The sequence below is a fragment of the Ensifer sp. NPDC090286 genome (genome assembly GCF_044769565.1).
In the GTDB taxonomy this organism is placed as follows: Bacteria; Pseudomonadota; Alphaproteobacteria; order Rhizobiales; family Rhizobiaceae; genus Ensifer.
In genome coordinates this window covers 1-25877 of sequence record NZ_JBIVYF010000005.1, presented here as the reverse complement: position 1 = coordinate 25877, position 25877 = coordinate 1, and the positions used below count along the sequence as shown (strand labels likewise).

The 25877-nt window shown below is 62.6% G+C and carries 25 protein-coding genes and 1 pseudogene; 15 read left to right on the top strand and 11 right to left on the bottom strand.

Features of this window, described 5'->3' with window-relative positions:
* Positions 1 to 37 precede the first annotated feature (37 nt).
* The gene (locus ACIQUG_RS24355; protein WP_402324676.1) at positions 38 to 1084 is read left to right on the top strand and encodes an NAD(P)-dependent alcohol dehydrogenase; all 1047 of its coding nucleotides are present in this window, start codon (positions 38 to 40) and stop codon (positions 1082 to 1084) included.
* A 3-nt stretch (positions 1085 to 1087) separates the two neighbouring features.
* Positions 1088 to 2170, top strand: coding sequence for an ABC transporter ATP-binding protein (locus ACIQUG_RS24350; RefSeq protein WP_402324674.1), 1083 nt, complete (start codon positions 1088 to 1090; stop codon positions 2168 to 2170).
* Between the two features lie 87 nt (positions 2171 to 2257).
* Here the strand turns inward: ACIQUG_RS24350 and ACIQUG_RS24345 are convergent, their stop codons facing one another.
* Positions 2258 to 3781 carry a hypothetical protein gene (locus ACIQUG_RS24345; RefSeq protein ID WP_402324672.1) on the bottom strand — a complete coding sequence of 508 codons (1524 nt, stop codon included), beginning with the start codon at positions 3779 to 3781 and terminating at the stop codon, positions 2258 to 2260.
* Positions 3782 to 3849: 68 nt separating this feature from the next.
* Between ACIQUG_RS24345 and ACIQUG_RS24340 the strand changes: the two genes are divergently transcribed.
* Positions 3850 to 4311, top strand: coding sequence for a hypothetical protein (locus tag ACIQUG_RS24340; protein ID WP_402324670.1), 462 nt, complete (start codon positions 3850 to 3852; stop codon positions 4309 to 4311).
* A 51-nt stretch (positions 4312 to 4362) separates the two neighbouring features.
* Here ACIQUG_RS24340 and ACIQUG_RS24335 read toward each other — a convergent pair whose 3' ends face one another.
* Positions 4363 to 5004 carry a response regulator gene (locus tag ACIQUG_RS24335; protein WP_402324669.1) on the bottom strand — a complete coding sequence of 214 codons (642 nt, stop codon included), beginning with the start codon at positions 5002 to 5004 and terminating at the stop codon, positions 4363 to 4365.
* A gap of 5 nt (positions 5005 to 5009) precedes the next feature.
* Positions 5010 to 6398, bottom strand: coding sequence for a sensor histidine kinase (locus tag ACIQUG_RS24330; protein ID WP_402325185.1), 1389 nt, complete (start codon positions 6396 to 6398; stop codon positions 5010 to 5012).
* A gap of 276 nt (positions 6399 to 6674) precedes the next feature.
* On the opposite strand from ACIQUG_RS24330, the gene ACIQUG_RS24325 reads away from it, so the two are divergent.
* The 7 genes from ACIQUG_RS24325 (at position 6675) to ACIQUG_RS24295 (ending at position 13142) form a co-directional block, all read left to right on the top strand.
* Positions 6675 to 7403: a hypothetical protein gene (locus ACIQUG_RS24325; protein WP_402324668.1), complete on the top strand. Its 729-nt coding sequence runs from the start codon at positions 6675 to 6677 to the stop codon at positions 7401 to 7403.
* A gap of 77 nt (positions 7404 to 7480) precedes the next feature.
* Positions 7481 to 8248: an EAL domain-containing protein gene (locus ACIQUG_RS24320; RefSeq protein WP_402324667.1), complete on the top strand. Its 768-nt coding sequence runs from the start codon at positions 7481 to 7483 to the stop codon at positions 8246 to 8248.
* Positions 8249 to 8670: 422 nt separating this feature from the next.
* Positions 8671 to 8913 carry a hypothetical protein gene (locus ACIQUG_RS24315; RefSeq protein ID WP_402324666.1) on the top strand — a complete coding sequence of 81 codons (243 nt, stop codon included), beginning with the start codon at positions 8671 to 8673 and terminating at the stop codon, positions 8911 to 8913.
* Between the two features lie 243 nt (positions 8914 to 9156).
* Positions 9157 to 9537 carry a hypothetical protein gene (locus ACIQUG_RS24310; RefSeq protein WP_402324665.1) on the top strand — a complete coding sequence of 127 codons (381 nt, stop codon included), beginning with the start codon at positions 9157 to 9159 and terminating at the stop codon, positions 9535 to 9537.
* Positions 9538 to 9603: 66 nt separating this feature from the next.
* Positions 9604 to 10278, top strand: a complete 675-nt coding sequence (locus tag ACIQUG_RS24305) for a response regulator transcription factor (RefSeq protein ID WP_034787757.1) — start codon at positions 9604 to 9606, stop codon at positions 10276 to 10278.
* Positions 10275 to 11744, top strand: coding sequence for a sensor histidine kinase (locus ACIQUG_RS24300; RefSeq protein WP_402324663.1), 1470 nt, complete (start codon positions 10275 to 10277; stop codon positions 11742 to 11744). The genes ACIQUG_RS24305 and ACIQUG_RS24300 overlap by 4 nt, the downstream gene beginning before the upstream one ends.
* Positions 11745 to 11888: 144 nt before the next feature.
* Positions 11889 to 13142 carry an adenylate/guanylate cyclase domain-containing protein gene (locus tag ACIQUG_RS24295; protein ID WP_043615200.1) on the top strand — a complete coding sequence of 418 codons (1254 nt, stop codon included), beginning with the start codon at positions 11889 to 11891 and terminating at the stop codon, positions 13140 to 13142.
* A 68-nt stretch (positions 13143 to 13210) separates the two neighbouring features.
* On the opposite strand, the gene hutC is transcribed toward ACIQUG_RS24295, so the two are convergent.
* Entirely contained in the window at positions 13211 to 13990 is a 780-nt protein-coding gene (gene hutC, locus ACIQUG_RS24290; protein WP_402325183.1) for a histidine utilization repressor, read from the bottom strand.
* Positions 13991 to 14131: 141 nt separating this feature from the next.
* Positions 14132 to 14323: a hypothetical protein gene (locus ACIQUG_RS24285; protein ID WP_402324661.1), complete on the bottom strand. Its 192-nt coding sequence runs from the start codon at positions 14321 to 14323 to the stop codon at positions 14132 to 14134.
* Between the two features lie 286 nt (positions 14324 to 14609).
* Between ACIQUG_RS24285 and repA the strand changes: the two genes are divergently transcribed.
* The 4 genes from repA to ACIQUG_RS24265 all read left to right on the top strand — a co-directional run bounded on the left by repA (position 14610) and on the right by ACIQUG_RS24265 (position 20106).
* Positions 14610 to 15806 carry a plasmid partitioning protein RepA gene (repA, locus tag ACIQUG_RS24280; protein ID WP_043615379.1) on the top strand — a complete coding sequence of 399 codons (1197 nt, stop codon included), beginning with the start codon at positions 14610 to 14612 and terminating at the stop codon, positions 15804 to 15806.
* A gap of 3 nt (positions 15807 to 15809) precedes the next feature.
* The gene (gene repB, locus ACIQUG_RS24275; protein ID WP_402324660.1) at positions 15810 to 16811 is read left to right on the top strand and encodes a plasmid partitioning protein RepB; all 1002 of its coding nucleotides are present in this window, start codon (positions 15810 to 15812) and stop codon (positions 16809 to 16811) included.
* A 154-nt stretch (positions 16812 to 16965) separates the two neighbouring features.
* Positions 16966 to 18234: a plasmid replication protein RepC gene (gene repC, locus ACIQUG_RS24270; protein WP_402324659.1), complete on the top strand. Its 1269-nt coding sequence runs from the start codon at positions 16966 to 16968 to the stop codon at positions 18232 to 18234.
* Positions 18235 to 18942: 708 nt separating this feature from the next.
* Complete coding sequence (locus ACIQUG_RS24265; RefSeq protein WP_402324657.1) at positions 18943 to 20106, top strand: RHE_PE00001 family protein; 1164 nt, start codon at positions 18943 to 18945, stop codon at positions 20104 to 20106.
* A 42-nt stretch (positions 20107 to 20148) separates the two neighbouring features.
* On the opposite strand, the gene ACIQUG_RS24260 is transcribed toward ACIQUG_RS24265, so the two are convergent.
* From ACIQUG_RS24260 to ACIQUG_RS24235, 6 genes are all read right to left on the bottom strand, one after another.
* Positions 20149 to 20364 carry a hypothetical protein gene (locus ACIQUG_RS24260; RefSeq protein ID WP_043615210.1) on the bottom strand — a complete coding sequence of 72 codons (216 nt, stop codon included), beginning with the start codon at positions 20362 to 20364 and terminating at the stop codon, positions 20149 to 20151.
* A 55-nt stretch (positions 20365 to 20419) separates the two neighbouring features.
* Positions 20420 to 21118: a helix-turn-helix domain-containing protein gene (locus tag ACIQUG_RS24255; RefSeq protein ID WP_402324656.1), complete on the bottom strand. Its 699-nt coding sequence runs from the start codon at positions 21116 to 21118 to the stop codon at positions 20420 to 20422.
* Positions 21119 to 21207: 89 nt separating this feature from the next.
* The gene (locus tag ACIQUG_RS24250) at positions 21208 to 21603 is read right to left on the bottom strand and encodes a hypothetical protein (RefSeq protein WP_402324655.1); all 396 of its coding nucleotides are present in this window, start codon (positions 21601 to 21603) and stop codon (positions 21208 to 21210) included.
* Between the two features lie 179 nt (positions 21604 to 21782).
* Complete coding sequence (locus ACIQUG_RS24245) at positions 21783 to 23288, bottom strand: tripartite tricarboxylate transporter permease (protein ID WP_402324654.1); 1506 nt, start codon at positions 23286 to 23288, stop codon at positions 21783 to 21785.
* A 10-nt stretch (positions 23289 to 23298) separates the two neighbouring features.
* Positions 23299 to 23760 (bottom strand): tripartite tricarboxylate transporter TctB family protein, encoded by a 462-nt coding sequence (locus ACIQUG_RS24240; RefSeq protein WP_402324652.1) that lies wholly within the window; start codon positions 23758 to 23760, stop codon positions 23299 to 23301.
* A gap of 218 nt (positions 23761 to 23978) precedes the next feature.
* A complete protein-coding gene (locus ACIQUG_RS24235) occupies positions 23979 to 24956 on the bottom strand; it encodes a tripartite tricarboxylate transporter substrate-binding protein (protein WP_034787709.1) in 978 nt (325 codons plus the stop codon).
* 390 nt (positions 24957 to 25346) lie between these two features.
* Between ACIQUG_RS24235 and ACIQUG_RS24230 the strand changes: the two are divergent.
* A pseudogene (locus ACIQUG_RS24230) lies at positions 25347 to 25700 on the top strand (hypothetical protein); the annotation flags it as partial.
* Positions 25701 to 25877 lie beyond the last annotated feature (177 nt).

Genomic DNA, 25877 nt, shown 5'->3' with positions numbered 1-25877 from the left:
CCGCGAAACCAAGACACTGAAAACAAGGAAATCCTTCATGCAAGCGTTGGTCCTCGAGCAAAAAGGCAAGCTCGCGCTCAGGGAAATCGATCTCCCGCTGGAACTTGGCCCTGATGACGTCAAGATCGCCATTCACACGGTCGGCGTCTGCGGCAGCGACGTTCACTACTACACCCATGGCGCAATCGGCCCCTATGTGGTGCGCAAGCCGATGGTGCTCGGGCATGAGGCCGCCGGCACCGTCGTCGCCACCGGAAGCAACGTTGAGACGCTTGCAGTCGGCGACCGCGTCTGCATGGAACCGGGCGTCCCGGATCTCTCGTCCCGCGCCTCCAAGCTCGGCATCTACAATGTCGATCCCAAGGTGCGTTTCTGGGCAACGCCGCCCGTACACGGCGTGCTCGCGCCTTTCGCCATCCACCCGGCCGCCTTCACCTACAAGCTTCCGGACAACGTCTCCTTTGCCGAGGGCGCCATGGTGGAACCCTTCGCGATCGGCATGCAGGCAGCCGCGCGCGCCCGCATTGCGCCGGGCGATGTCGCCGCCGTCATCGGTTGTGGCCCGATCGGCATCATGGCGGCGCTCGCAGCCCTTGCCGGTGGCTGCAGCCGCGTCTTCATTTCCGATTTCAGCGCCGAGAAGCTGGCGATCGCCGCGCAATATCCAGGCATCACCCCGGTCAACATCGCCGAACGCTCCTTTGCCGAAGTGATTGCCACTGAAACCGGCGGCTGGGGCGCCGATGTCGTCTTCGAGGCGAGTGGCAGCGCCAAGGCTTTTGCGGGCATCTTCGATCTGGTTCGCCCCGGTGGGGCCATCGTGCTGGTCGGGCTGCCGGTCGAGGCCGTTCAGTTCGACGTGCCGGGCGCGATCTCGAAGGAGGTCCGCATCGAGACGGTGTTCCGCTACGCCAACATCTTCGACCGCGCCCTGCAACTGATCGCCTCGGGCAAGGTCGATCTCAAGCCACTAATCACCGAGACTTTCCGGTTCGAGGACAGCATCAAGGCGTTTGAGCGGGCGGCTTCCGCTCGACCGACCGACATCAAATTGCAGATCCTCATCGACAGCGGAAAGGATTGAGCCATGGCGAACATCGTCTGCTCCAACGTCGACAAGCAATACGGTGCCGTCGACGTCATCAAGGGTTCCAATCTCGATGTCGATGATCACGAGTTCATCGTGTTTCTCGGACCCTCCGGCTGCGGCAAGTCCACGCTTTTGCGCATGATCGCCGGCCTCGAGGACATTTCCGGCGGCACCGTGTCGATCGGCGGACGCACGGTCAACGACCTGCCGCCGCGCGACCGCGGCGTCGCCATGGTGTTCCAGAACTATGCGCTCTATCCGCACATGACGATCTACGACAACATCGCCTTCGGGCTGAAGCGCATGAAGGTGCCGAAGGTGGAGATCGACAGCCGCATTCGCGCGGTGGCAGCAACGCTCGGGCTTGATCCCTATCTGGCGCGCAAGCCGACCGAACTGTCGGGCGGGCAGCAGCAGCGCGTCGCCATCGCCCGCGCGATGATCAAGACGCCACGCGTCTTCCTTTTCGACGAACCACTTTCCAATCTCGATGCCAAGCTTCGCAACCACATGCGTGTCGAGATCGCCCGGCTGCACCAGAAGCTGAAGACCACGACGATCTATGTGACGCACGATCAACTGGAGGCGATGACGCTTGCCGACCGGATCGTGCTGATGAAAGGTGGCGCGATCGAGCAGGTAGGGACACCTGCCGAAATCTACGAGCGGCCACGCACCCTCTTCGTCGCCGGTTTCATCGGCACGCCCAACATGAACTTCATCGATGTTACAGCCGAGAAGACTGAAGGCGGATGGCTGCTGCGCAGCGCCGGCGGCAACTTCCCGGTTTCGGGCGACGAATTCGCGCTTCGCCATCTGCAGAAGCTGGTGCTTGGCATTCGCCCTGCCGACCTGCAACCGGCAATGACGGGGCCAGGCCTTCTCTTCGGCACCGCCGATCTCGTCGAATTTCACGGCAATGACGCGCTGGTGACGTTCCTCTTCGCCGACAAGGAGATCGGTGCGCTGGTCAAGGCCAGCGCCTGCCCGAAGCCCGGAGAGGCCGTCTCGTTCGTGTTCGAACCGAATAGGCTGCATCTCTTCGATCGGGAAAGCGGATTGTCCCTGCGAAAGCCGTGAGACCGGCGCCTTCACTTGTCACAAGAGATCAGCCCGGCCAAAGCCGGGCTGTCTTGCATTTCCGGGGCCGACGCAGGTTCGCCGCTATCAGGAAGCGGTGGCGAAGGATGCCGCCTGCAACGGCCCGGCGGTCATCATCGTAAAATCGAAGGGCGCGCGAACGTCGGCATCCAGCACGTATTGGCGATGCACACGCAGGAAGTCGCGCTTGATCCGGCCATAGCGCTCCGGCGACAGCATGTGCTTCAGCCGGATGAAGACGATGGGCGGCTGCGGAGCATCGTCGTGTCCGGCAAGCGCCACCACCTGGCACCTGTAGAAATTGATCGCGTCCGTCAGGCACTGGACGTCGAACCAGAAGATATCCTTCACCCGGGCGATGGCGCCGACACGCGCGCGCAGCACTTCGGCCGAGCGCAGCAGAGCGCATTGCAGGATCGCGCCGCCGAGCGTGACGAAGACGACCCGTTTTCCGGCAAAGAGGTCCGGCTCCCGCTCCACCAGCGTGCCGATCACTTGGGTGGCGATGCTGGAGCCCATGCTGTGGGAGCTGATGACATACTCGTCGGCCGGCTCGCTGAGCGCCGCTCTGACGGATGCCAGATTGTCTTCAACCCATTGCTTGAAATAGGGTTTTTCCAGACGAGCGACAGCAACCGCCAGCTCCCAGTCGGAAAAGAGATGCAGGGTGTGCCACCGCTCCGACCAGGGGAGAAACAGCTTGAAAAAGGCGAGGTAGGCGACGATCGCGCTTAGAACCAGAAGCGACGATTCAAGCGCAAGCCAATAGGGCGCGGTGCCGATCAACACGCTTCCCGCCACGCCGATTGCCACCAGCAGGAACGGAAAGAGAAAGAACAGGCCGAACCGCCAGGCATGCCGGAAGTAGCCGAACGCGCCGCCTTCCCAGACGACGCGCAGGGCGCTCAGGTAGCCCGCGCCCATTCTATGCAATGTGCCGCGGCCGTTCAGGCGTCTGACGATTTCGTCGTGATCGAAGATGTAGACGCGGCTGGCCGTCTGCCAGTCCGCACCCTGGCTGTCCACGTCGAAATAGCGGCCAGGTCCCTCGCTCTGCACCTGCCCGACCTGCACATCGAAATCCTGGAGTCTCGCGGTCTTGACCGCCGATCGCTTGTAGCGGGCCTGATGCTTGCCGGCATCCAGCGGCTCGAAGCCGGGAAAATGCAGCACGATGCGTTTCTTGACGTGCCCGGTCGATTTGTCGTGTGACAATGGTTGATCTTTCAATAGGCGCAAAACGCCCGCCCCCGGGCCTCCTAAGAGACGCAGGAGCGGGCGCTCGATGAGCGCCGGGTGGTCCCAGCCTGCCGGAGACGTCAACGATCTCGGTGTCGAGAATATGGCCAAATGAAACGATGCAACGGTGTGCATGACAATTTCGATCGCGGGTCCCGCCTGACGACCTGGCTCACGCCCCAGACCGCCGCACGGTAGGAAACGTCCGGCCGCGACCGCCACGCGACGCCGCAAGGAGCCCGACTTTGGTCCTAAGGGAATCCGACGATTGTCCAGCCGTCGCCGGGGAAAGGTCTGGGAAAGCGTAAACGGCGCGGACGCGCGTTGACTGGCCATGCCGGCCGTGAGCAAAGTCGAGAATGCCGGTATCCGCCGGAATTTGCCCAACTATGCGTCGTGCCTAGTGCCAGAGGACTGAAATGCCCAATTGCCGGATTTTTCTTGCTGCATTCGTCTGGCCCGCGGTCCTGTTGGTGACGACCCTTCCCTACAAGCTCGATATGACCCGCGCGGGGCTCTCGATCACCGAGACGGCCGCCCTTGCCAAGAACGGCAATAATGGTGGCGGGAATGGTGGCAACGGTGGCGGCAATGGCGGTGGGAACGGGAACGGCGGCGGCAATAACGGCAATGGCGGTGGCAACGGCAATGGAAACGGGAATTCCAACGAAAACCGTTCCGGTGGGAACTCCAAAGCCTCCCGCGCCGGTGAAGACGCCGACGACGAGGGCGACGGCGAAGCCGGTATCCGCCACAAGGGCGGCATAACCGAGCAGGTCAGGAAGGGGCGCTACATCATGAAGGATGCCCGCGGACGGACGATCATCAACCGGCGCGCGACATCAGCCGACAAGCAGCGCATGCAGACCTTCGCGCACTAGCATGTCTGTGATCCGCGCCGGTGCGGCGGCGGTTTCCGTCGGTCCCGGTAGCTAAAGCTCGCGCGCGTCGCGCAGAACCATCGCCGCTTCGGTGCGGTTGGCGACCCCCAGCTTCGTCATGATCTGCGTCATGTGATGCTTCACGGTCTTTTCCTGCAGGTCCAGCTCGATGGCGACATGCTTGTTGCTCATGCCGGCCGCCACCAGGTGCAGGACCTCTTTTTCGCGCGGCGTCAGGCCTGCAACCAGGCCGGATTTTCCAGGCTGAGCCGGCGCTTTCGTCGACAAAAGCTTGGCCGACAGGGTCGGCGCCACATAGCGCTCGCCCGAGGCGACCGTGCGGATGACCTCGGCGAGTGCCGATGCGCCGACGCCCTTCAGCACATAGCCGGTCGCGCCGCGATCGAGCGCCGTGGTCACGTCGTCTCCGTCCTCGGAAACTGTGAGCATGATGATCTTCTGCGCCGGAGCGACCTCCAGGATCGCCGGTATGGCGTCCAGCCCGCCACCGGGCATCGAGATATCCATGAGCATCACGTCCGGTCCAAAGCTTTGCGCAATTTCGGTCGCGTCGTCCTTCGAACTGCCCTCGGCGACGATCTCAAACCCCTCGATCTCCGACAGGCTCCGGGTCACGCCTTCACGAAACAGAGGGTGGTCGTCGACCACGGCAACGCGTATCCTTGACGTCATGATTGTCAGATCTCCTTGACGCTGGTCGTCATGCGAACGGTGGTGCCGGTCGGCTCGACGATGAGCTCGAACGTTCCGCCGAGACTTTCGATCCGCTCGCGCAGACCGGCAAGACCAAGACTTGTGGGCGGAACTTTGTCGGGGTCAAATCCAGGCCCGCCATCGGCGACCTCGATGGTGACACGGTCGCCGACCGTCCGTTGCGACACCTGCTGCGTCACGCCGCCGGCGTGCCGATAGCCGTTGTTGAGGGTTTCCTGCACGAAACGGTAGATGCAGATCTTTGCCGCCTGCGACAGACGGTCCGGCGGATCGGCAAGGATGAGTTCGACCGCCGACCCGGTGCGTTGCTGATGGGCCTTCACGCATCGCTGCAGAATCTCTGCCAGCCCGGCCGTCTCGATCTGCGGTAGAACCAGGCCGCCGCAGATCGTGCGGATTTCCTGCATCGCCTCGTCGAGGCTCGCCTTGATCGCGCCGATTTCGCGCGCACGGGTGGCCGCCGGCGTCGCGTCGCGCTTCAGGGTCTCGCTGCCCAGTCTCAGCGAAGCATAGGCGACGAGCTGGGCGGGGCCATCGTGCAGATCCGCGCCGATGCGCCTCAGGTAGCTTTCGTTCAAGGCAGTGGCGCGCTGCGACGCGCGCTGCAGCCGGCCGCGCAACGTTTCGTTCTGTGCCAGCGATGCCGAAAGCTCGTCAACGCGCTGGGCGAGCGCATGCCGCTGGCTCTCGATCGTCTTGCTGCCGCGAAGCACGATCGCCGATAGCACGACGAAGAAGGCAAGGGTGAAGGCTGCGACCGCCAACCATGTGTGAGCGCGGGCCTGATTCAGGCTCTGCTCGAAATCATTGGCGACTTCGTGAAATTCCGAGACGGCGACCACCTGGCCGGACCAGGGCTGCAGCACGGGATTGTAGATGGCCAGCGCCGGCACCGCCGCCGTCTCGTCCGTCATCCCATCCCCCGCCTGGTCAAAGCGGGCAACCATCTTTCCCGAAAATGCCGTCTGAAGTTCCTCGCTTGGCTCCACCTTGGTGCCGACGCCCGCCTGGTCGCTCGAATAGAGAAGCGTGCCATCCGCACGCCACAGACGGAACGAGAGGAGGCGTTCACCGAGCGCGCCCTGGCCAAGCGTCTCGTCCAGCGCACGGGCGACCGTTTCGTCGAGCACCTCGTTCGTCTGCATGTCGGGCAGCAATGGCGCGATCACGCTGTCGACGTAAAGCGCCGTCGTTGCAGCGGAATTCCGGGTGACAGCGTCTTCGATCCTATTCGAAACGAAGGCGCCGACCAGAACCATCGCGCAAGCGGCGACCGCGCCGCCGATCAGCAGAAACTGCGTGGCTAGAGATTGAGAATTCCAGCGGGTGATAAGGTGTTGGACGTGCACCAGGTCTCTCGGATCGGGCCGCCGGCTCGCGCGGCGCGCCGATTGTAGCAAGGCCGCGCCAACCTAACCACTCTCACGGCAGGGTCAATGACAACGCCGGCTCCCCTCGCTGCCTTCGGACCTTTGATGCCGCGGAATAGGACCTAAGTCCTAGGCACGGAGGCAATGGTCTGGGGCCGATGGCAGCTTCTCCAGGGCGCGGATATCGTCGCTTGCAGGGTTGTTCGCTGAGTCCGAAAAAGGGACGGAGAACAACGGATTGGAAACATGGAGATTATCATGCCTGCGAAACTGATCGTCCGCAGCATCGTGGCGCTGACGCTGGCCGTCGCCCCGATGGCTGCCGCTCCCCTGGCCCTGATCGATTCAGCCTACGCCAAAGGCGGCAATGGCGGCGGTGGAGGTAACGGTGGCGGCAATGGTGGTGGCGGCGGTAGCAGTGGCGGCGGTAGCAGTGGTAGCAGTTCCAGTCACGGCAAATCCGACAATTCACGCGCAAGCAAGGGAACGAAAAGCGAGCGGTCGACTGAAAAGTCGCACCACAAATCCGAGACGTCCGGCAGCAAATCCAAGGCGGCCAAGACGGACAAATCGGCAAAGGCTGAAAAAGCCGCCAAGTCGGTCGAAATCGTATCGGACCCGGTGGTCGAACCGGTGACGCCGGGAGCGACGCCCGGCTTCCGTTCGCTCAACCGCAACTACCATGCCTATCTCAATTCGAATGACCCGAAGATGGCTGCCATTTCCGCCTATGCGGTCGCCTATGCGCATTTCGAGGCCGAAAACGGCATCGACGCCATCCCCACGGATCCGGCGCTGAGCGATGAAGCCCTGCGCGAGGCTTTGGCAAGCTTCACCCGAGACGGCGCAGTAAGCGACGATATGGTCGACGAAGCCAAGGGGATTCTTGGTGTTGGCCCCGCCAACGGCAAGATTGACGAAATCCGCGAAACCCTGCCGCCGCCAACCGTGGTTGTCGTCGAGCCGGAGCCGGAAATTGCCCAATAGCCAGGAGTGAACCGCCGGCCCATCCCTGGTGAGCCGGCGGTTGCAGCCGGACCCGCGTCCAAGCCAATGGAGTTTAAATGCTTGATCGTGTTGTGGAAATTTTCGACCACGCAGCAAAAGAAGGCCGCGTCGGGTTTTCCCTTCAACACGTCAATGCCGTCGCCGACGTCGGTACCGTGCTCTATTCGGAGTGTCTGGGAAGGATCATCCGCCCGGACGGCGAGGTCATGACCGCCAGCGAGTTCGTACGCTATCTGGAGGCGGCCGGGCGCATCGCCGCGCTGGACAGGCACATGCTTACGCTTGCCTTCGATTGGCTGGCGCATCATCCGACCGGCGACCTCGGCTGCAACATCTCGGTCGAGAGCATCTGTGACGAGCGCAACCGGACGCTGCTCCTGGATCTGCTGTCGACCCATCGGTGGCTGGCGCCACGCCTCGTGCTCGAACTCGCCGAAAGCCTGCCGATCTCGGCGCTCCCGACAGCCGCACGCTTCATTCGGAGCGTGCGTGACCTTGGATATCGGGTCGCCGTCGATGACTTCGGAACGGGTTTTTCGACGCCGGAAGCACTTTTGTCCCTGCCGGTCGATATCGTGAAGATCGACGGTTTCTTCCTGCGGCTTGGACGCCCGGACGCTGAGCGGTTCCTCCTGCACATGGTAGGCCTGGCTTCCTGCGTCGCCCCCGTCGTCGTGCTCGAAGGCGTTGAAACCTACGCGCAATTCGAGGCCGCTCAAGGCGCCGGCGCAACGCATGTGCAGGGGTTCCTGCTCTCCGAGCCGACGCTTAGCCCGTTGTTTGGCGGTGAGATACACCCAGCGCATAGCGCGATGCTTTGCTAGCGTCCCGCCAAATCAAGCACGTGCGCAGCCCACCTCCCCTTATGTTTTCCTGATCTTTCCGCCCCGCCTTCCCAAGCGAAAATCCTACGCCGATCCGCGCGATAGAAGCCGTTGAAGGCAATGAGCCGATAGGTCGTTTTGCCCCAGGCAAGCTGCCATGCTGGTGCCGCTTTTGAATGGCTTGAGACGTGCCGCGCCGCAACACATCGGCGCCAAAGCATTTCACCTTTCCTGCGATTGGCCGGATTTTCCGTTGGCGGCATGCCGCGGCCCGGCTCCGGACGCGAGCAGAACAACGCAGACGCTTGCCGGCACCGGCCTTGCCGGATCCGAAAGCGTCTCAGACGAGCAAGATTATGAAATTCACAAACGGGTTCAAACTCTCCCGCAGAGCCAGCCGACGCCTCCCAACGGAATATTTCATGCTGGCGGATGTCACTTTCGAAGGCGCCGTCATCGGCTCTCTGGGCGGTTGCCCGATCCAGGAAGCGGTGCGCGACGGAGATGGCCTGCTCTACCGCTTCGTCGGCGTCGCGCCGCGCCTGGCGGGCGGCGGCTTTGACGTGCTGGCCCTTCGCGCAGGCGAATGGATCGTCAAGCCGGGCCTGGTTTACGCGGCGGATCCCAAGGCCACGCAAGCCCGTGACGCAGACCGCGCTGCCTAAGCAGCAAGCAGCCCTTTATCGGTCGAAGCGATATCCGTTGCGCGGTCGCCGGCTTCGTCGGGGCGGCTTTCGCGAGCTTCGCCGCGGCCCTGCAATGCCCCTGTAATCTTGGCGCTTTAGCTCCCGGTCAGTCGTCGCATCGATCCGGACCGCAGCCGGTCCGGACAGGCGGCACGTCAACGACAACTGCTGGCTTCGCGCGTCCCGTGGACGACTGGCGCTGCAGGAAAACCGGGATCCGCCATGCTCTCCACAAAGGGGTTTCGCACCCTCGCCTGTTTCGCCGCCGCCACCGTTCTGTTGGCCGGCTGCGCATCCGATACGATGAAAACCTATATCGGCCAACCGGTCGAATCCGTCATCATCGACTATGGCCCACCCACCAACATTCTCGAACTTGGCTGGAACGAGCGCGCCTATCAATGGCGCAAGATCTCGACAAATGTCGTCTCCGGCTCGTCGAGCGGCGAAATCAGGGACACCCGGCGCGGAATGCGCTACGAGGAGTATTCGACACCGGGTTATGTCGAGGAGCAGGAGTGCTTCTATAGCTTCTACGCCCGGATGCAGCAGGGCCGCTGGTACATCACCAACTTCCGCCAGCCGAAGCTGGAATGCGAATGACGCCTCAGGCAGGCGACGTGACGGATCGGCGACCCGCATAGGTGCGGGCACAGGGGGGAAACTCGCATGCGCATCTTGCTGCTGGAAGACGAGCCGGAGATGGCCTCGGCCCTCAAGGCGGCGCTCGCGCGACGCCAGGTGATCGTCGATCATGTCTCGACACTCGCCGACGCCGAGGCCGTTGCCGAGCTCTGGCCCTATGACGTGGTCGTGCTTGACCGCCGGGTGCCCGATGGCGAGGGGCTGGATCTCATCCCGAAGCTCAGAAGCCTCGGCGTCGAGGCGCCGATCCTGATGCTGACCGCGCTTGGATCGATCAACGACCGGGTCAGCGGTCTCGATGCCGGTGCCGACGATTACCTTTCCAAGCCCTTTGCCGTCGAGGAACTGATGGCGCGGCTGCGCGCGCTTGCCCGCCGGCCGGTCACGCTCAAATCGGAGCAAACGAAAGTCGGGCGGCTCATCTACGACTTCCGCCACCGGGAGGCTGCCGTGGACGACAAGCCGCTCGACCTCCTGCGCCGGGAACGGCTTGCGCTCGAAGCGCTGATGCGGCGGCCCGGCCGAACCGTGCTCAGGGCGACGCTTGAGGAATCGGTCTACGCCATGGAAGACGAGATCGAATCCAACGCGCTCGACTCCCATCTTTCGCGCCTGCGCCGCAAGCTCGACGATGTCGGCGCCGGCGTCGAAATCCGGGCGATCCGCAACCTCGGCTATCTCCTGCGCGCGACGACATGATCAAGGTTCGTCCGCGCTCGCTGCAATGGGTCCTCGTCCGTCGGCTTATCCTCCTCCAGGCAGCCACGTTGGTGGTCTTCATCGGGCTCCTCTTCCTGGGCGTGTTCATCGCCCAGCCACGCCTCCTCGTCGACAACGAAGCCGCTGTGGATGTGCTCGACCGCGCTGTCGGGCGCGACGCGAACGGCCTGCTGACCGTGCACGAGACGGAGGACCTGCGGGAGCTTCGCCAGTCCTATCCCAATCTCTGGTACATCGTCCGCGACGCCGCCGGCCAGGTCGTGCGCTACGGAAACGTCCCTGCCCCTTATGAAGGAGCCGGTGACGACCTGCTGCAACGGGTGGAGGGAGCGAAACTGCTTTTCGAAGAGGGCGGCACGCTGCCGGACGCGGTCCTCCACAATGTGGAGACCGAGGCCGGCCGGGTCCAGATCCTCACCGCGACCGTTTCTTCCCGCCGCGACAACGAACCGTTGGACGTGCAGATCAGCATCAATGTCGACATGGCGCGCGACCTCGACGGCAAGACGGCCTGGATGGCGGTCATGCCGACACTTGTCCTCGTCGTGCTTTGCTTCCTTTTGCCGATCATCCTCGTCATGGGTGTCTCCACCCTGCTGACGACACCGGCTGTCGTGCGCCGCTCGCTCGCAAGCCTCGTTTCGACCGCCGACCAGGCGGGGCGCATCGACATCGACAACCGCGCTGTGCAGCTCGAAACCGAGGAAGTGCCGACCGAAATCGCCCCTCTGGTGCGGGCTTTCAACCGGGCCCTGGCGCGGCTTGGAGAAGGATACGACCAGCGCAACCGTTTCCTGACCGACGCGGCCCACGAGTTGCGCACCCCGATCGCGATCCTGCGGACCCGCGCCGAGCTTCTGCAGGAAGACCCCGAAACCACCCGCCTGAGGCGCGACATCGAACGCCTGTCGCATCTCGCCCAGCAACTTCTCGATCGGCAGGTGCTCGAACATGCCGGCGGCCCGCTCGAGGTGGTCGACCTCGTCGCTCTCGGGAGGGTCATGGCTGCCGACTTCGCGCCGCTTGCGTTCGAAGCCGGCTACGAGCTGGCATTCGAAGGCGAAGCGCCGGCCGCCCTGGTCCGCGCCCGCCCGCGGCAGATCGAGCAGGCCGTGGCCAATCTCCTGCGCAACGCCATCGAACATGGCGGCGGTGCCGGCACGATCACCGTGCTGGTCGATGCCGCAGGGGGGCTCGAAATCCACGACGAAGGCCCCGGCATTCCCATGGAGGAGCGCGATCGCGTCTTCGAGCCTTTCTATCGCTTGCGCCCGCGCTCCACCGGCGCCGGCCTCGGGCTCAATCTCGCGCGGGAGATCGCCCGGCTCCACGGCGGCCGTATCGACATTCTCGCCGGTCCATGGCGCGGAACGCGGGTGCGCCTGCAATTGCCGCTGATCGACGGAAACCGACCTGCGGTCGCGCCGGCACGCCCAATCGCCTGACGGAAGCGGGCGGCATGCCGCCCCAGATTTCTCAAAAGCTTTTCCGGTTGCCCCTTATCAAGGCGGTGCCGATGCTCCACATTTGCTGCGATACATCGTTCGGCTTACGCGGCGTCACCCGTTTGAGCGTCATGGAGAACAGCAATGCAGACCCCATCAGAAGCCCCCTCGCCTTCACCCGAGGATGGCAGCTGGCCGGCTCGACGCCAAAGCGTGCTCGACTGGCTGATCATCGAAACGCGCAACGAGCGCTTTATCGACAACATCCTCGTCGAGTTGGGCGAACGGCTGCAGGCAGCCGGTGTTCCCGTCGCGCGCGCCACCTTGCACTTCCGCATCAACCATCCGCAATGGCTGGGCGCCCGCATTCTCTGGCGCAAGGGACTGGCCGAGGGCGAAATCGATCTCTACGACTATGGCACCCAGAACACCGCTCTCTACCTCAACAGCCCGCTCTACGTGATCAACAACGGGGGCACCGAGGTTCGGACCAACCTTGAGGACCTGACGGAAGAGCAGGAGCAGAGCTCGCTTTATGTGGACCTCAGAGCCGAAGGCCTGACCGAATACATCGCCTGGCCACTCGAGCACACGCTCGGCAAACGCCACATCGTCACCTTTGCCACCGACCGGAAGGGCGGCTTCGAAGACGAGCATCTGGCCTTCCTCGCGAAAATGGTGCCGGCGCTGGCGCTGGTCAGTGAAATCCGGCTGAAGAACCGCTTCGTCCGAACGCTGCTCGAAACCTATGTTGGCCCGCACGCGAGCGAACAGATCCTCGCCGGGGCCACCACACGGGGTAGCGGCGTCACCGTCGGTGCCGCCATCCTCATCTGCGACCTGCGCAATTTCACCAAGCTTTCCGATCTCTGGCCGCGCGACGACGTGATCGAACTGCTCAACGCCTATTTCGACGCCATGTCGGAACCGATCGAGCGCCATGGCGGCGAGATCCTCAAATTCATGGGTGACGGGCTGCTGGCAATCTTTCCGTTAAGCAACCCTGACGCCGCCGAGAACCTGCTCCAGGCGATCCGGGAGGCGGAAGCAGCCATTGTCGTCCTCAACCAGGACAATCTAGCGAAGGGTCGCGAGCCGTTCGGGTACGGGATCGGCGTGCATGTCGGCGATGTGATGTACGGCAACATCGGCTCGCGCCGCCGGCTCGACTTCACCGTCATCGGCCCCGCCGTCAACATCGCCTCGAGGCTCGAGAGCCTGACCAAGGAAACCAAGCGTCCGGTGCTGCTGTCGCGCGCCTTCGTCGAGCTCGCCGGTTGCGCCTCCAGCATGGAGCATCTCGGCGCCTACCCGGTCCGGGGGATCGGCGAACCGATTGAGGTCTTTGCTTTTTCCGGCAACGAACCATCGCCGAGGCTGCGCGTCGCCGCGGGATAGTGGGCGTTATAGCGCAGCGATTGGCATCCCGGCCTCACGAGTTGTCCGCGGACAACCGGTGGGACCGGTTAGCCGATCGGGCTTGGCGCGAATTGGGCGACGAGCTCGTGGCGGTCGCCGGGATAGGTGAGCCGTACATGCGTGACCGGCGCCCGTCCGCTCCAGGTGCGCCGCTCGATGACGAGGCAGGCGGTGCCGGTGGCGATGTCGAGCGCCTGTGCCGCCGATTTGCTCGCCGCCACGGCGCGAATGCGGTGTTCGGCCGTGCTCCATGGCACCTTACCAAGCAGCCACGAACCGGGCGCCGCGGTCTCGAACGTTTCTTCCTCGGCCTCCGGAACCGCGGAAAGGCTGATCAACCGCTCCTCGAAGCAAAAGGGACGTGAGCCGGCAAAATGCCGGCACGTTACGTCCAGCAGCTTGCCTGAACTCGGGAGATCCAGGCGTTCCCGATCCCGGCCCTCGACCTTGCGCACTTTTCGCTCATCGACGCGGAAGCTGTAATCGAGCCCCAGTGACTGGACTTCTAGTTTGACGTCGTGGATCTCCATGATGGCGGACTGGACCTGCGGGAATGTAACGTAGCTTCCCGACTTGCGCCGCCGCTCGATCAGCCCGCGCTTGACCAGTTCGGTCAGGGCCTTGTTCACCGTCATGCGCGAGCAGTCGTATTGCTCGGTCAGTTCGTGCTCGAACGGGATACGGTGTCCGGGCGGCCACTCCCCGGAAAGAATGCGCCCTTCGACGTCACCGAGTATGCGCTGATGCAGCGACAGTACCTGCCCCTGATTGTCAGCCGCATCGCCAGGCGGAGCACTTGAAACGGATCGATCTTGCTTGCTGTCCATGACAGCGAACTTAATCAATTCGCAGCCGCGAAACAGCCCTTCTCTCGCCGATTTGCGCTTTTCCACGACCTCGGAAATCGGCTTGCTCGTTGACAGCTGTCAACGCTTGGCTGGCGCAGCCTGGCGCCACGCCGACGCTCCTCAGTAAAGGAGGTGCCAGGGCGTCAAGAAAGCACGCGCCCATTCCTGATTACGATCGGACTCTTCGCAGGCCGCCGTGTCGAGTTTCGTCGAAGCGACATCCACTTCCGGCTGTCGCTTTGCCTTCATCGCCTTCGGCAAAGGCGGGGGCGGCTCGAGATAGCCAAGGGTCATTCCGCCGAGATAGAACATCAGGAAGCTCCGTGCATCCAATCGCCAACTGAACACAATCCTGACACAATCAGATCGACTGTCAATAATCTATTAAATCTATGCTCTAATTGAAGATGTGCCAGCATCCCCGAACGGGAGTTGTCCGCGGACAACCGGACGGCGCCACAGGCCCCTTCCCGCCACCAGCGCCGGACATCCACCAAAACGCTATGCATTTGTAAAACCGCGCCGAATCGGAGCATAGTGCATCTGCGCATATTGTCCGGATATGACGATTTTTGCGCAGTTTTCGGGGATATCAATGTTGCAGCAAAAAATTCAAAGCCAGGACGCACAGGAGCATCTGCCGACGCTTCTGGCTGCCGATGCTTTGGAGCTTGCCCATCAGCTGCAGCAGCACCAAAAGAAAATCTTCCCCCCGCAGGCGCAAAAGCAGATGCGTCTCTTCAGCCCTGCCGAAGCGGCAGCCTTCATCGGAATCGGCGAAGGCTATCTGCGGCAGGTGGCCTCAGAGGGCCACGGCCCAGCGCCCTTGTCAAACGGTCGGCGCATGTATGCCGTTTCCGACATCGAACGCATTCGCCGCGTTCTCGACGACGGCGGCAAATCGGGCAAATATGTCCCGCACCGGCGCGGCGATGAAAAGCTGCAGGTCCTGTCTGTGATGAATTTCAAGGGCGGGTCGGCAAAGACGACGACCTCCGCCCACCTCGCCCAATATCTGGCGCTTCGCGGCTATAGAACGCTTGCGATCGACCTCGATCCGCAGGCCTCGTTATCGGCCCTCTTCGGCCACCAGCCGGAGCTGGATGTCGGCGAAGGCGAGACGCTCTATGGCGCAATCCGTTATGACGCCCCGCGGCCGATCGCCGATATCGTGCGGTCGACCTACACGGCCAATCTGCATCTTATCCCCGGCAACCTCGAGCTGATGGAGTTCGAGCACGAAACGCCGAAGGCGATGATGACGGGCGGGGCTGCCGAAACCCTTTTCTTTGCCCGCATCGGCGACGTGCTCGCCGATATCGAGAGCTTCTACGACATCGTCGTCATCGACTGCCCGCCGCAGCTCGGCTTCCTCACCATGTCCGCGCTCTGTGCTGCGACCTCCGTGCTGATCACCGTGCATCCGCAGATGCTCGACGTCATGTCGATGTCCCAGTTCCTGTCGATGACAAGCGAGTTGATGAGCGTCGTCGAAAAGGCCGGTGGCCGCACCAGCTATGACTGGATGCGCTATCTCGGAACACGGTTCGAGCCGAACGACGGCCCGCAAAGCCAGATGACCGGCTTCATGCGCGCCATTTTCGGCAATCGCATGCTGCAGAACGCCATGGTGAAGTCGACAGCCATCTCCGACGCCGGCGTGACGAAGCAAACGCTCTACGAAGTCGAGCGCGCGCAGTTTGTCCGCGGCACCTACGACCGCGCCATGGACTCTCTCAATCTCGTCAATGGCGAGATCGAGGACCTGGTCCGCAAGGTCTGGGGGAGGAAGTAATCCATGGCCCGCAAGAACCTGATCGGAATATCGGACGAGCGCATCGACGATGCCAACGGCGCACCGGGCAATGACCGACCGATCGCCGGGCTGATGGCCGGTGCCCGCCCCCCGACCGCGGTCGGAGGCATCACCCGGTCCCTGTCGAACATCACGCAGAAGGTCGAGCGTGCCCAGGAGCTCGAACGGCAGCTCGCCGAAGGGCAAGCGGTCGTCGAACTCGATCCGTCGCTCATCGATGCATCCTTCATCGTCGATCGCCTCGGGATTGCCGCCGAAGCCCAATTGAGCCTCGCGGAACAGATGCGGGAGCACGGACAACAGGTGCCTATCCTGGTTCGGCCGCACCCGACCGCCGAGGGGCGCTACCAGGTCGCCTATGGCCATCGCCGTCTGGCCGCTGCCCGCGACATCGGCAGCAGTGTTCGTGCGGTCGTTCGCAATCTCAATGACGAGCAATTGGTCGTCTCCCAGGGACAGGAAAACAACACCCGTTCCGACCTCTCCTTCATCGAGCGGTCGCTCTTTGGTAGTCGCCTTGAAGATCGTGGGTTTTCGCGCGAGATCATCATGTCCGCGCTGGGTGTCGACAAAGCCGCCCTGTCGAAGATGATTTCGGTTGTTCGCCGGCTACCAATTGCGCTGATCGAGGCCATCGGGCCCGCGCCATCGATTGGACGGCGCCGCTGGTTCGAACTCGCTGAGCTTCTTGCACAAGACGGCAAGCCGGAGGCTGCAGACGCCTTCATGCAAGGCAGAGAATTCCAGAAGGCCGGCAGCGATCAGCGCTTCGACGCCTTGTGTACGTTCTTAAGCGCCTCCAGGGCGCGTGCCCGGCCGATCCCATGGCTGGCGCCAGATAACACAACCCCGGTGCGGATCCGTGAAACGGACAGCGAGACCACGCTTGCCTTCAACAGCAAGACGGCACCGGGCTTTGCAGATTTCGTGAGGCAGAGGCTCAAATCTCTGTACCTCGAATATCAAGAGGAAACAGGAGACTAACTGAGCAAAAGAAAAAGGCTCCCGAACGACTAGCGCTGCGGAAACCCTTCTCTCGTGTAGCAACTAGAGAATCCCATTTCCGCGAATCGGTGTCAAGAGTTTTCAACGTCGTTTCGGCGAACGGATTTCTTTTGCCTTGGAAAAGGTGAAGAAAATGGATCGTGGGATTGTCACGACGCCCTTCGGGCGGCGGTCGATGACGCTTGGGATGTTGGCATACCAACTTTCCAGCGCCTCGGCCGTCGACGACGGGAGCGTCGACAAGTGGAAATTGTTTCGAACGGTATGCGCCGCCAAGACAAGCCTTGGGGTTTCCGACCGTTCGCTTGCGGTGCTGAATGCACTGCTGTCGTTTTATCCGAAGAACGAACTCGACCCGGCTGCCGGCCTCGTCGTGTTTCCGTCGAATGCGCAGCTTTCGCTCCGCACGCACGGCATGGCCGAGACGACGCTGAGGCGGCATCTGACGGCTCTTGTCGAGGCTGGCCTTATCCTCAGGCGCGACAGCCCAAACGGCAAGCGTTATGCACGCCGTGACCGCAAGGGCGCGATCGGCCAGGCCTTTGGCTTCGATCTCGCACCGATGCTCGCACGCGCGTCTGAGTTCGCGGCAGAGGCCGCCCGGCTGGAAGCGGACCGTCGATACCTGCAGGTAATGCGCGAACGTCTCAGCCTTTGCCGGCGCGACGTCGTCAAGCTCGTCGAGCTCCTGCGCCAGTCCGATGTTCCCCAAGCGGAAGAAGCCGAAACCCGGTGCCAGGCCATCTACACGGCACTGTCGCGAAAGCCGCTCATCACCGAAGTGGAGCGCGCGCTTGCCGTTTTGTCGGCACTCCGCGACAATCTCACTAATTATCTGGAAAACCTGCTGAAAACGCAGAATACGGCTGCCAATGAACGCCAGGATGAGCGGCACATACAGAATTCAGAATCCGATTATCAATCTGAATCTGAACTCGCTTGTGAAAGGGCTGAAGCGGCATTTTCGGATCTGGCTGACACCAAGACGTCATGCACGCCCGATGCTGACATTGTTGCAGGCCGTACAAGGTCGTCCGCCCCTTCCCGCCTTTACGATCACGTCGGCACGCTGCCGGTGGTGCTGAAGGCATGCCCACAGATCCGCGACTATGGCCCGACGGGGCAAATTGGCAGCTGGCGGGACATGTTCGTAGCGGCAACCGTCGTCAGGACGATGCTCGGCGTCAGCCCGGAGGCCTACGATGAGGCATGCACGGTGCTTGGTCCCGAAACGACGGCAACGGTACTCGCCTGCCTTCTCGAACGATCCGAGCACATTCATTCGGCCGGAGGCTACCTCCGTGACCTGACGCGTCGCGCGAGAAGCCAGACATTCACCGTCTCGGCGATGCTATCGGCCCGCTTGCGAGCCCAGGCTGGAGTGGTTGCCATGAGCGGATAAACAGCGCAACGGCATGGCCCGTCCAGCAACGGTACGGCTTGTCTGTGACGTTGAAATGCGGGACACTGGAGGTGCAGGGATTCGTTGAAATCTCTCGGTTATTCTTACCTCTGAGATTGTTTTCAGCCTCTTGCCATTCCTCGGAAAACATTGCTGTTTCTCTTTCTTTTGGAAAGTAAGAGGGTGTTCTGTTCCGTTGCGCGGATATGGCGTCCAATGCTTCGAAGTTCGTGTTCTCGAGGCGAGATGATTGGCCTCTTCGGTGACCCTTATTAGAGCTCTATCCAGCGGCGGAATCCACGCTGTTTAGGTGGCGAATGCGCGGGCTGTTGCCAGCTGTCAACTGGTTGACGGTTTGGAGCTGTGCCCCCTCCCCTCAAAACGCTGCGAGGCGAAAAGGAAGCATACGGCGACAAGCATCAGGCCGGCGGATCCCGTTGCCGCGTGATTGCGAAACACGAGCATGACCGGAGGAGACAGCAAGTATGGTACGCGAAGAACGAGGAGACCAACACGGTTGACAGCTGTCAACGCAATGCACTGTGACGAGGCAATTCCCACCTGAATAGCAATGCTCGCGCCGTCGTTCTACCGTAATCAGTCGGCGCAGCTTGCCGTCTTCAAGCGGTGGAGAAAGCGTCTCCTGCCTGTTGGGGAAAATGATTCTCGTGTTACGGTCCACATCCGCAGCAACCGTTCACATTCAAAATGCGATACCAGTCTCCCGATCCCTACCATCCAACCCTCATCCCGCTGATGATTTCGGCCGAAGACGCCCTGGCGCGCCTGGATGAGCGCACGAACCGTCATGTCGTCGAGGACGGATACCGCGAACGCGGCCATTTCTTCGATGCGACGGCAGCGCTGTGGGTGGCGGGCGAACTCGTTCACGTCGAGGATCTCGTGCTGCACGATGCGCACATGGACGTCCGTACGCCGACCCACGAATTGACCATCGCCCACTCGGTCCTGAGAACCCGCCGCCGCATTTGGCTCGGCGAGCCTGGTTGGGCCCTTTCCGCCCAGGGGCTTGCAACGCTCAGGGGCGAACAGAGCGCGTCATCGGAGCTTGATCTCCCCGCGCTTGGCCGCGGCGAAACGCGTCAGGTAGCAGGTGTCGACCGTGAACCGGCTCGCGAGGTGGAGGACGAAGGCGACAGCAATCCGATGGCAGCCGAGTTCGCAGCGATCGATGCAGCTATCGCTCGCTCGCAACGCCTGCTCGACGCCCATGACCAGGATACTTTGGACGTCGCCGAACGGACGACGCTTGCCACAGCGCGCGAGCCGGTGGGACAGCTTGGCCTGCTCTTCGACGAGGATTGGGACGAGGATGCACGTCTCGACGAATGGCGCCAGATGATAGCTGCGGCTGATCAGTTGCCACCGTGCCTTGGCGCCGCCTTGCTTTTCGATGCCTGGGACCGGAAGGAACCTCTGCGCCGTCAGCATTGGCTGGGGGCACTGTTGGTGGGCGCTTACCTGCGTTCCAGAGGCAAGGTTACCTCCCACCTGCTGTCGTTCAACACAGGTCTGAAGACCATCCGCTATGAGCGACGGAGGTCCCAGGATGCCCTGACCCGCTGGAGCGCGTTCCTGGAGGCGATGACGGTGACGGCGGATCTCGGTCTCAAGGAACTCGACCGGCTGTCGCTTGCGAAGACCCAGATGGACATGCGCATCCGCGATCGTCGTTCCAACAGCAGCCTGCCCGCCTTGATCGACCTGGTTCTGTCGCGGCCGATCGTTTCCGCGGCTCTGGTCGCGAAGCATGTCGGCGTAACACCGCGTGGCGCGCTGAACCTTGTTCGCGAGCTTGGCATCCGCGAGATGACCGGCCGCGGGCGCTACCGCGGCTGGGGCGTGCTTTGAGCCGGCGTCAGGCCTGAAGGCTTGATGCCGGGATGGGTGGCGTCAGCCCATCGTGATCAGGATCAGCAGAACGAAGATTACCGGCACCAGTGTCAGGGCCGGAATGATGATTGCCGGGTATCCGAAGGTGAGGATGGCGAGCAGCCAGAGCAGCGCACAGTTGACGAGAAACAGCACCTTGGCTGTCTGTGAACCTTGCACGGCTTCCTTCAGCATCCAGCCGAACACCGGCACGTGGTAGACAAGTCTCGCAATCATGGTTTTTCCTTTGCGTAGGTGGCCGCATCGGGGGGACAGGCGGCGCGGGTTTTATTCAGGGGCGTGTCGTGTCGCCGGTCCGTTGGCGGGTGAAGCCAGCGGTCGCTTCGAGGCGTTCGGGATCAAGGACACGCATTGTCTTCGGGTGGGTGAAGTCGATCAGGCCCTCGCGCTTGAAGCGGTTGAGACAACGACTCACCGTTTCGACGGTAAGACCGAGCCAGTCCGCAAGGTCGGCGCGGGTCAGGTGCAGGTGGAAGCTCAACCGGGCAGGGGCGCCGTTGCGGCCGGTCCGGTTGAACAGGCGCGACAGTTCCACCAGTGCACTGGCGACTTTCTCGCTCGCGGTCTTGCGGCCAAGCAGCGTGGCATGAATCTGCATCCGATGAAGCGTCGTCTTCAGCTCGCTCGCTACGGCCGGATTGGTTGCGTTGAGATCCGCATCACCCAAGGGTTCGATGCGGGCGATGCTCAGCGTTTCGGCGGTGGCGATATTGCGGCCGTCGATGGTGAACCCGAAGAGCCGGCCCGGTCCGAGCACGTCGGTGATCTGCCGGCGACCGTCGTCGAGAAGCTGCGAAAGCACGACGCAGCCGTCAACGACACGGTAGAGCGCGCGGTTGCGTCCGCCCTCATAGAGCAGGGTCAGGTTTTCGCCGACGACACGGCTGCGCGATGCAGGGCGAGGCGGCCTAATCGAGGACGCGCGAGGGGGAGCCGCTGGCGCGGCAGTGGTGATCAGGGTTTCTGGCATGAAAAACGTCCGCATGACCGAGGCAAGAGGGCATGACGCCCCGATGCCGACCGGCGTCGAAGGAGGATGTTGACAGCTGTCAACGGAGGTCAAAGCCGGATGACGACCTGCGGTGGGCCTCGTGGACGGGCATTGGGAGCGTGAACTTGCGGTGTCGGTTGAACTGCCGACACCCGGATTGCAGGCTCGCGGCTTCCCTCCAGACGTTCGCTGAGAGAACCGTCCGGCGGCGCCAGCAGCGCCCAGAAGAACCGACAGGCGCTGCAAACATGTTTATGACCGGGCTGCTCCTTGCCGTCTTCACCCAAACCGGTCTGGCAAAAGTCGGGGAAGGACCCGTCGGGCAGGGCATAAAGCGCCAGTTCCGCCGCCGGCAGGCGCGCGGCGAGCGCAGGGCCGAGATGGGCAAAACCAAGCAGGAACAGAGCCGCGGCGCAAAGCATGCGTACGGCATTGTTCCATCTGGCTTTCTCGCGACGTGTCATCGCCCCGGCTCGTTCCTGTTTCGATGGGGCAGAGATAGGCGACCGGCTTGATAAAGCTCAATGTGGCAAACCGCGCAGGGGCAGAATGCCGCAGGCAGCAAAACGCCGCGCGTCCAATTGGAGGCGCGGCGGTTAAGTTATTGAATTATATATCTATTGCTGCAAAATTGGCGGCAGGATCAATCCTCCTCGACAAAGACCTCCTGGCGCTTGGCCTTCACGCTGGGCAGGAACACGACGACGAGCACCAGAGCCGCAATCAGAAGCAGGATGGCGCTGATCGGCCGGGTGACGAAGGTCGTCGGGTCGCCGCGCGACAGGATCATGGCCCGACGAAGGTTTTCTTCGAGCAGTGGCCCGAGCACGAAGCCGAGCAGCAGCGGCGCCGGTTCGCAGCGCAGCTTCAACAGCAGGTAGCCGACCAGGCCGAAGAAGGCGACGGCATAGAGGTCGTAGACGTTGGAGTTGACGCTGTAGACCCCGATCGAGCAGAAGGCCATGATGATCGGGAAGAGCACGTAGTAGGGGATCTTGAGCAGCTTCACCCAAAGCCCGATCAAAGGCAGGTTCAGAACCACCAGCATCAGGTTGCCGATCCACATCGAGGCGATGATGCCCCAGAAGAGGGCCGGCTGCTCGGTGGCAACGTTCGGTCCGGGCACGATGCCCTGGATGATCATCGCACCGATCATCAGCGCCATGACAGGGTTGGCAGGGATGCCGAGGGTCAGGAGCGGAATGAACGAGGTCTGCGCGCCGGCATTGTTGGCGCTTTCCGGACCGGCAACGCCGGCGATGGCGCCGTGGCCGAACTCCTCGGGATGGTCCGAGACGCGTTTCTCGACGGTGTAGGACGCGAAGGCGGCGAGGATCGCGCCGCCGCCGGGCAGGATGCCGAGCGCCGAGCCGATGATGGTTCCGCGCACGACCGGCGCGAACATGCGCTTGAAATCGTCCTTGGTCGGCATCAGGTCGGTGACCTTGGCCATCAGCACCTCGCGGGTGCTTTCGTTTTCAAGGTTGCGCAGGATCTCGGCTATGCCGAAAACGCCGACGGCGAGGGCCACGAAGTTCAGTCCGTCGGCATATTCCCGGATGCCGAGGGTAAAGCGCGGCGTGCCGGAGTAGATATCCGTGCCGACAAGTCCGAGTAGCAGACCGAGCGCGACCATCGCCAGCGCCTTGACGATAGACCCGTGCGCGAGCGCGATCGACGAGACGAGACCGACGATCATCAGCGAGAAGTACTCGGCGGCGCCGAACTGCAGGGCGATTTCCGTCAGTGGCGGCGCAAACACGGCGACGAGGAAGGTGGAGACGGTGCCGGCGAAGAATGAGCCAAGGGCTGCGATCGCAAGGGCCGCGCCCGCTCGCCCCTTGCGGGCCATCTGATATCCGTCGATCGCAGTGACGGCCGACGAGGATTCGCCTGGCATGTTGATCAGGATCGCCGTGGTCGAACCGCCATATTGCGCGCCGTAGTAGATACCGGCGAGCATGATCAGCGAGGAGACCGGCTCGAGCTGGAAGGTGATCGGCAGGAGCATGGCGATGGTTGCGGTGGCGCCGATGCCGGGAAGCACGCCGATCAGGGTGCCGAGAAGCACGCCGATCAGGCAGAAGAGCAGGTTGGCGGGCGAACCGGCGGTCACAAAGCCGAGCGCGAGATTGTTAAAAAGTTCCATTGTGCGTCTCCTAGTACTGGACCCAGGGGCCGAAGCGCTGGAAGGGCAGGCCGAGACCATAGCTGAACACGGCGACGGAGAAGGCCGTGAGCACTGCGGAGAGCGCCAATGCCATGAGCGGGGTCATGCGGCCGGAGGCAAAGCAGGCGATGAGTGCCGTGAAGAACAGCGACGGTACGAAGCCGAGGCCGCGGACCGTGAGGCCGAAGAAGACCGGTGCCGGCAAGATGAAGAGCATGCCACGCAGCGCGATCGCGCCGATCGGTTCCCCCTCGACGCGGGTGGACTGTACGAGGATCACGATGCCGAGGAGCGTCAGGATGATCGCGAGCACGAGCGGGAAGTAGCCGGGCCCCATGCGGAAGGCGGTGCCGAGCTCGAGGTTGAAGGCCTGCCAGGCGAAGAACAGGCCGACCGCGGTCAGGATCCCGCCGCAGAGCGCATTGGTGCTATCGAAGGAGAGTGATTTCATCGTGTCCCCATTTGTTTTCGCGGGGTAGCCGGGCCGAGGCGTAGACAGCCTCCCGCATTGGCATTGCCGGCTCGCGCCGGGTTCGCACATTGGGCAACGTCGCGTTGACAGCTGTCAACCGCTGTTGACGGCGCCTGTCCGGATACCGTCGGAACATGCCCATGTCAGAACCGCCGCGCCCCGAGATGGCTCGAGAGCGCGGCGCGATGAGCGGCGGATTAGTCGGCGTACTGGCCGGCGGCTTCGATGACCGGCTTCCAGCGGGCGATCTCGCCTTCGAGCTTGGTTTTCAGTGCGGCCGGCGTGGCGTCTGCGTCCGAAGACGGCTCGGTGCCGAGTTCGCCGAAGCGGGCAACCACGTTCGGATCCTTCAGCGCGACCTGCAGCGACTTCGACAGGCGTTCGGTCACTTCAGCCGGCGTACCCTTCGGCGCGTAGACGCCGTGCCAGATGCCGACCTGCAGGTTCGGCAGACCACCTTCAGTGGTCGTCGGTAGGTCTGGGAAGACCTTGAGGCGTTCCGGCGAGGTGACGGCGTAAGCCTTGATCGTACCGCCCTGGATCTGCTTGGTGGTGTTGGTCGTCTGGTCGCACATGATATCGACCTGGCCGCCGAGAAGGTCAGTCATCGCCGGGCCGGTGCCCTTGTAGGGGACGGTGGTCAGCGGCGTCTCGATGGCGCTCATGAACATCATGCCGCAAAGGTGCGAGGCTGCGCCGATGCCGGCGTTGGCGACCGTGACCGTGTCCTTGTTCGCCTTTACATATTCGACGAGACCCTTGAGGTCGGTCGGCTCGAGGTCCTTGCGCGCGACGATGGTCATCGGCACTTCGGTGACGAGGCCGACATATTCGAAGGCGTTCAGCGTGTCATAGGCGAGCTTGCGATAGAGCGTGGCGCTGGTCGCCATGCCGATATGATGAAGCAGAACGGTGTAGCCGTCCGGATCTGCCTGGGCGACGCGACCGGCGCCAAGCGTGCCGCCGGCGCCGCCGACGTTCTCGACGATGATCTGCTGGCCGAGGTCCTTCGACATGGATTCAGCAACCAGGCGCGCAACCGTATCCGTCGGGCCACCGGCGGAGAAGGGCACGACCATGGTGATCGAACGCTCGGGATAGGTCTGTGCGTTGGCGGAAACGGCAAAAATAGAAAGGGCGGCGACGGCGCCGAGCAATGCGTTGAGGGTTTTCATCTTCTTCCTCCCGGATGAAATATGTCCAGCCGGCTAGGTTTCCTCCCACGCCGATACTGGGTGCCCCCATTTGCAGGCCCGATTCTAGCATAAACAATGGTTCGAAGGGGCGGTTGCACGAAATTGTCATGGGTTTGGTACGATTTTGGGTGGATTTGGGAACATGTGACCGCTGCCATGGGTGGATTTCGACCCATGGCAGCGCAATGCAAACGACTCGCGCTCCAAGGACGATTCAAACCTGTACCGCTAGAAACTCATCTCTTCTGAAAGCTCGAGCTTACCTCTATCGATACTTGATACCTATCGATAGTGAGGCCTCGTCCCACGGATATTAATCAGTGACGAACCGTAAGATAGCAATAGAGTTCGTTTAGCAAATGATTTACCATGATTTCAATGCGTTATGATTTGTCAAACTTACCTCTCCAGACGCTGCTGCGGCCGATTTCGGATGCCGGCATCGCGCTGGCGCGTCTCGACGAGCGCATCGCCCGCTCAGCCGTCGGCGCGGGGTGGATCGAGCGCATGCACTTTGCCGACGCCTGCGCCTCGATGTGGATTGATGGCGAACTCGTCCACCTTGAGGATCTGGTGCTGCACGACGCCGGCCACGATGTCAGGGCACCGACACATGAACTCACCATCGCGCGTGATGCTCTGCGGTCGCGCCGCCGCATTGCTGCGCAGCCGCCCGGTTGGGCGCTTGGCCCCGATGGCCTGAACAGTTTGCGCGGCATTGGCGCCGAAAGGGCGACCGACGAGGTCATGAAGAAGACCACAGCACAGGTGCCGCCGGGCGTCGAGGTCTCGGACGGTTCCGGGGTGTGTTTCGGCGTGCAAATTTGACCCCCTTGGCGGGGTAATCGGCGTCCAATTTTGACCCCCCTCAGATTTCATCTGACCATCCGGCTTTTTGCG

What these genes read in the sequence shown, in the direction of transcription:
- ACIQUG_RS24355 (WP_402324676.1), top strand. Translation starts at nt 38, where the DNA reads ATGCAAGCGTTGGTCCTCGAGCAAAAAGGCAAGCTCGCGCTCAGGGAA.
- ACIQUG_RS24350 (WP_402324674.1), top strand. Translation starts at nt 1,088, where the DNA reads ATGGCGAACATCGTCTGCTCCAACGTCGACAAGCAATACGGTGCCGTC.
- ACIQUG_RS24340 (WP_402324670.1), top strand. Translation starts at nt 3,850, where the DNA reads ATGCCCAATTGCCGGATTTTTCTTGCTGCATTCGTCTGGCCCGCGGTC.
- ACIQUG_RS24335 (WP_402324669.1), bottom strand. Translation starts at nt 5,004, where the DNA reads ATGACGTCAAGGATACGCGTTGCCGTGGTCGACGACCACCCTCTGTTT.
- ACIQUG_RS24325 (WP_402324668.1), top strand. Translation starts at nt 6,675, where the DNA reads ATGCCTGCGAAACTGATCGTCCGCAGCATCGTGGCGCTGACGCTGGCC.
- ACIQUG_RS24320 (WP_402324667.1), top strand. Translation starts at nt 7,481, where the DNA reads ATGCTTGATCGTGTTGTGGAAATTTTCGACCACGCAGCAAAAGAAGGC.
- ACIQUG_RS24315 (WP_402324666.1), top strand. Translation starts at nt 8,671, where the DNA reads ATGCTGGCGGATGTCACTTTCGAAGGCGCCGTCATCGGCTCTCTGGGC.
- ACIQUG_RS24310 (WP_402324665.1), top strand. Translation starts at nt 9,157, where the DNA reads ATGCTCTCCACAAAGGGGTTTCGCACCCTCGCCTGTTTCGCCGCCGCC.
- ACIQUG_RS24305 (WP_034787757.1), top strand. Translation starts at nt 9,604, where the DNA reads ATGCGCATCTTGCTGCTGGAAGACGAGCCGGAGATGGCCTCGGCCCTC.
- ACIQUG_RS24300 (WP_402324663.1), top strand. Translation starts at nt 10,275, where the DNA reads ATGATCAAGGTTCGTCCGCGCTCGCTGCAATGGGTCCTCGTCCGTCGG.
- ACIQUG_RS24295 (WP_043615200.1), top strand. Translation starts at nt 11,889, where the DNA reads ATGCAGACCCCATCAGAAGCCCCCTCGCCTTCACCCGAGGATGGCAGC.
- hutC (WP_402325183.1), bottom strand. Translation starts at nt 13,990, where the DNA reads ATGGACAGCAAGCAAGATCGATCCGTTTCAAGTGCTCCGCCTGGCGAT.
- ACIQUG_RS24285 (WP_402324661.1), bottom strand. Translation starts at nt 14,323, where the DNA reads ATGTTCTATCTCGGCGGAATGACCCTTGGCTATCTCGAGCCGCCCCCG.
- repB (WP_402324660.1), top strand. Translation starts at nt 15,810, where the DNA reads ATGGCCCGCAAGAACCTGATCGGAATATCGGACGAGCGCATCGACGAT.
- repC (WP_402324659.1), top strand. Translation starts at nt 16,966, where the DNA reads ATGGATCGTGGGATTGTCACGACGCCCTTCGGGCGGCGGTCGATGACG.
- ACIQUG_RS24265 (WP_402324657.1), top strand. Translation starts at nt 18,943, where the DNA reads ATGCGATACCAGTCTCCCGATCCCTACCATCCAACCCTCATCCCGCTG.
- ACIQUG_RS24260 (WP_043615210.1), bottom strand. Translation starts at nt 20,364, where the DNA reads ATGATTGCGAGACTTGTCTACCACGTGCCGGTGTTCGGCTGGATGCTG.
- ACIQUG_RS24255 (WP_402324656.1), bottom strand. Translation starts at nt 21,118, where the DNA reads ATGCCAGAAACCCTGATCACCACTGCCGCGCCAGCGGCTCCCCCTCGC.
- ACIQUG_RS24250 (WP_402324655.1), bottom strand. Translation starts at nt 21,603, where the DNA reads ATGACACGTCGCGAGAAAGCCAGATGGAACAATGCCGTACGCATGCTT.
- ACIQUG_RS24245 (WP_402324654.1), bottom strand. Translation starts at nt 23,288, where the DNA reads ATGGAACTTTTTAACAATCTCGCGCTCGGCTTTGTGACCGCCGGTTCG.
- ACIQUG_RS24240 (WP_402324652.1), bottom strand. Translation starts at nt 23,760, where the DNA reads ATGAAATCACTCTCCTTCGATAGCACCAATGCGCTCTGCGGCGGGATC.
- ACIQUG_RS24235 (WP_034787709.1), bottom strand. Translation starts at nt 24,956, where the DNA reads ATGAAAACCCTCAACGCATTGCTCGGCGCCGTCGCCGCCCTTTCTATT.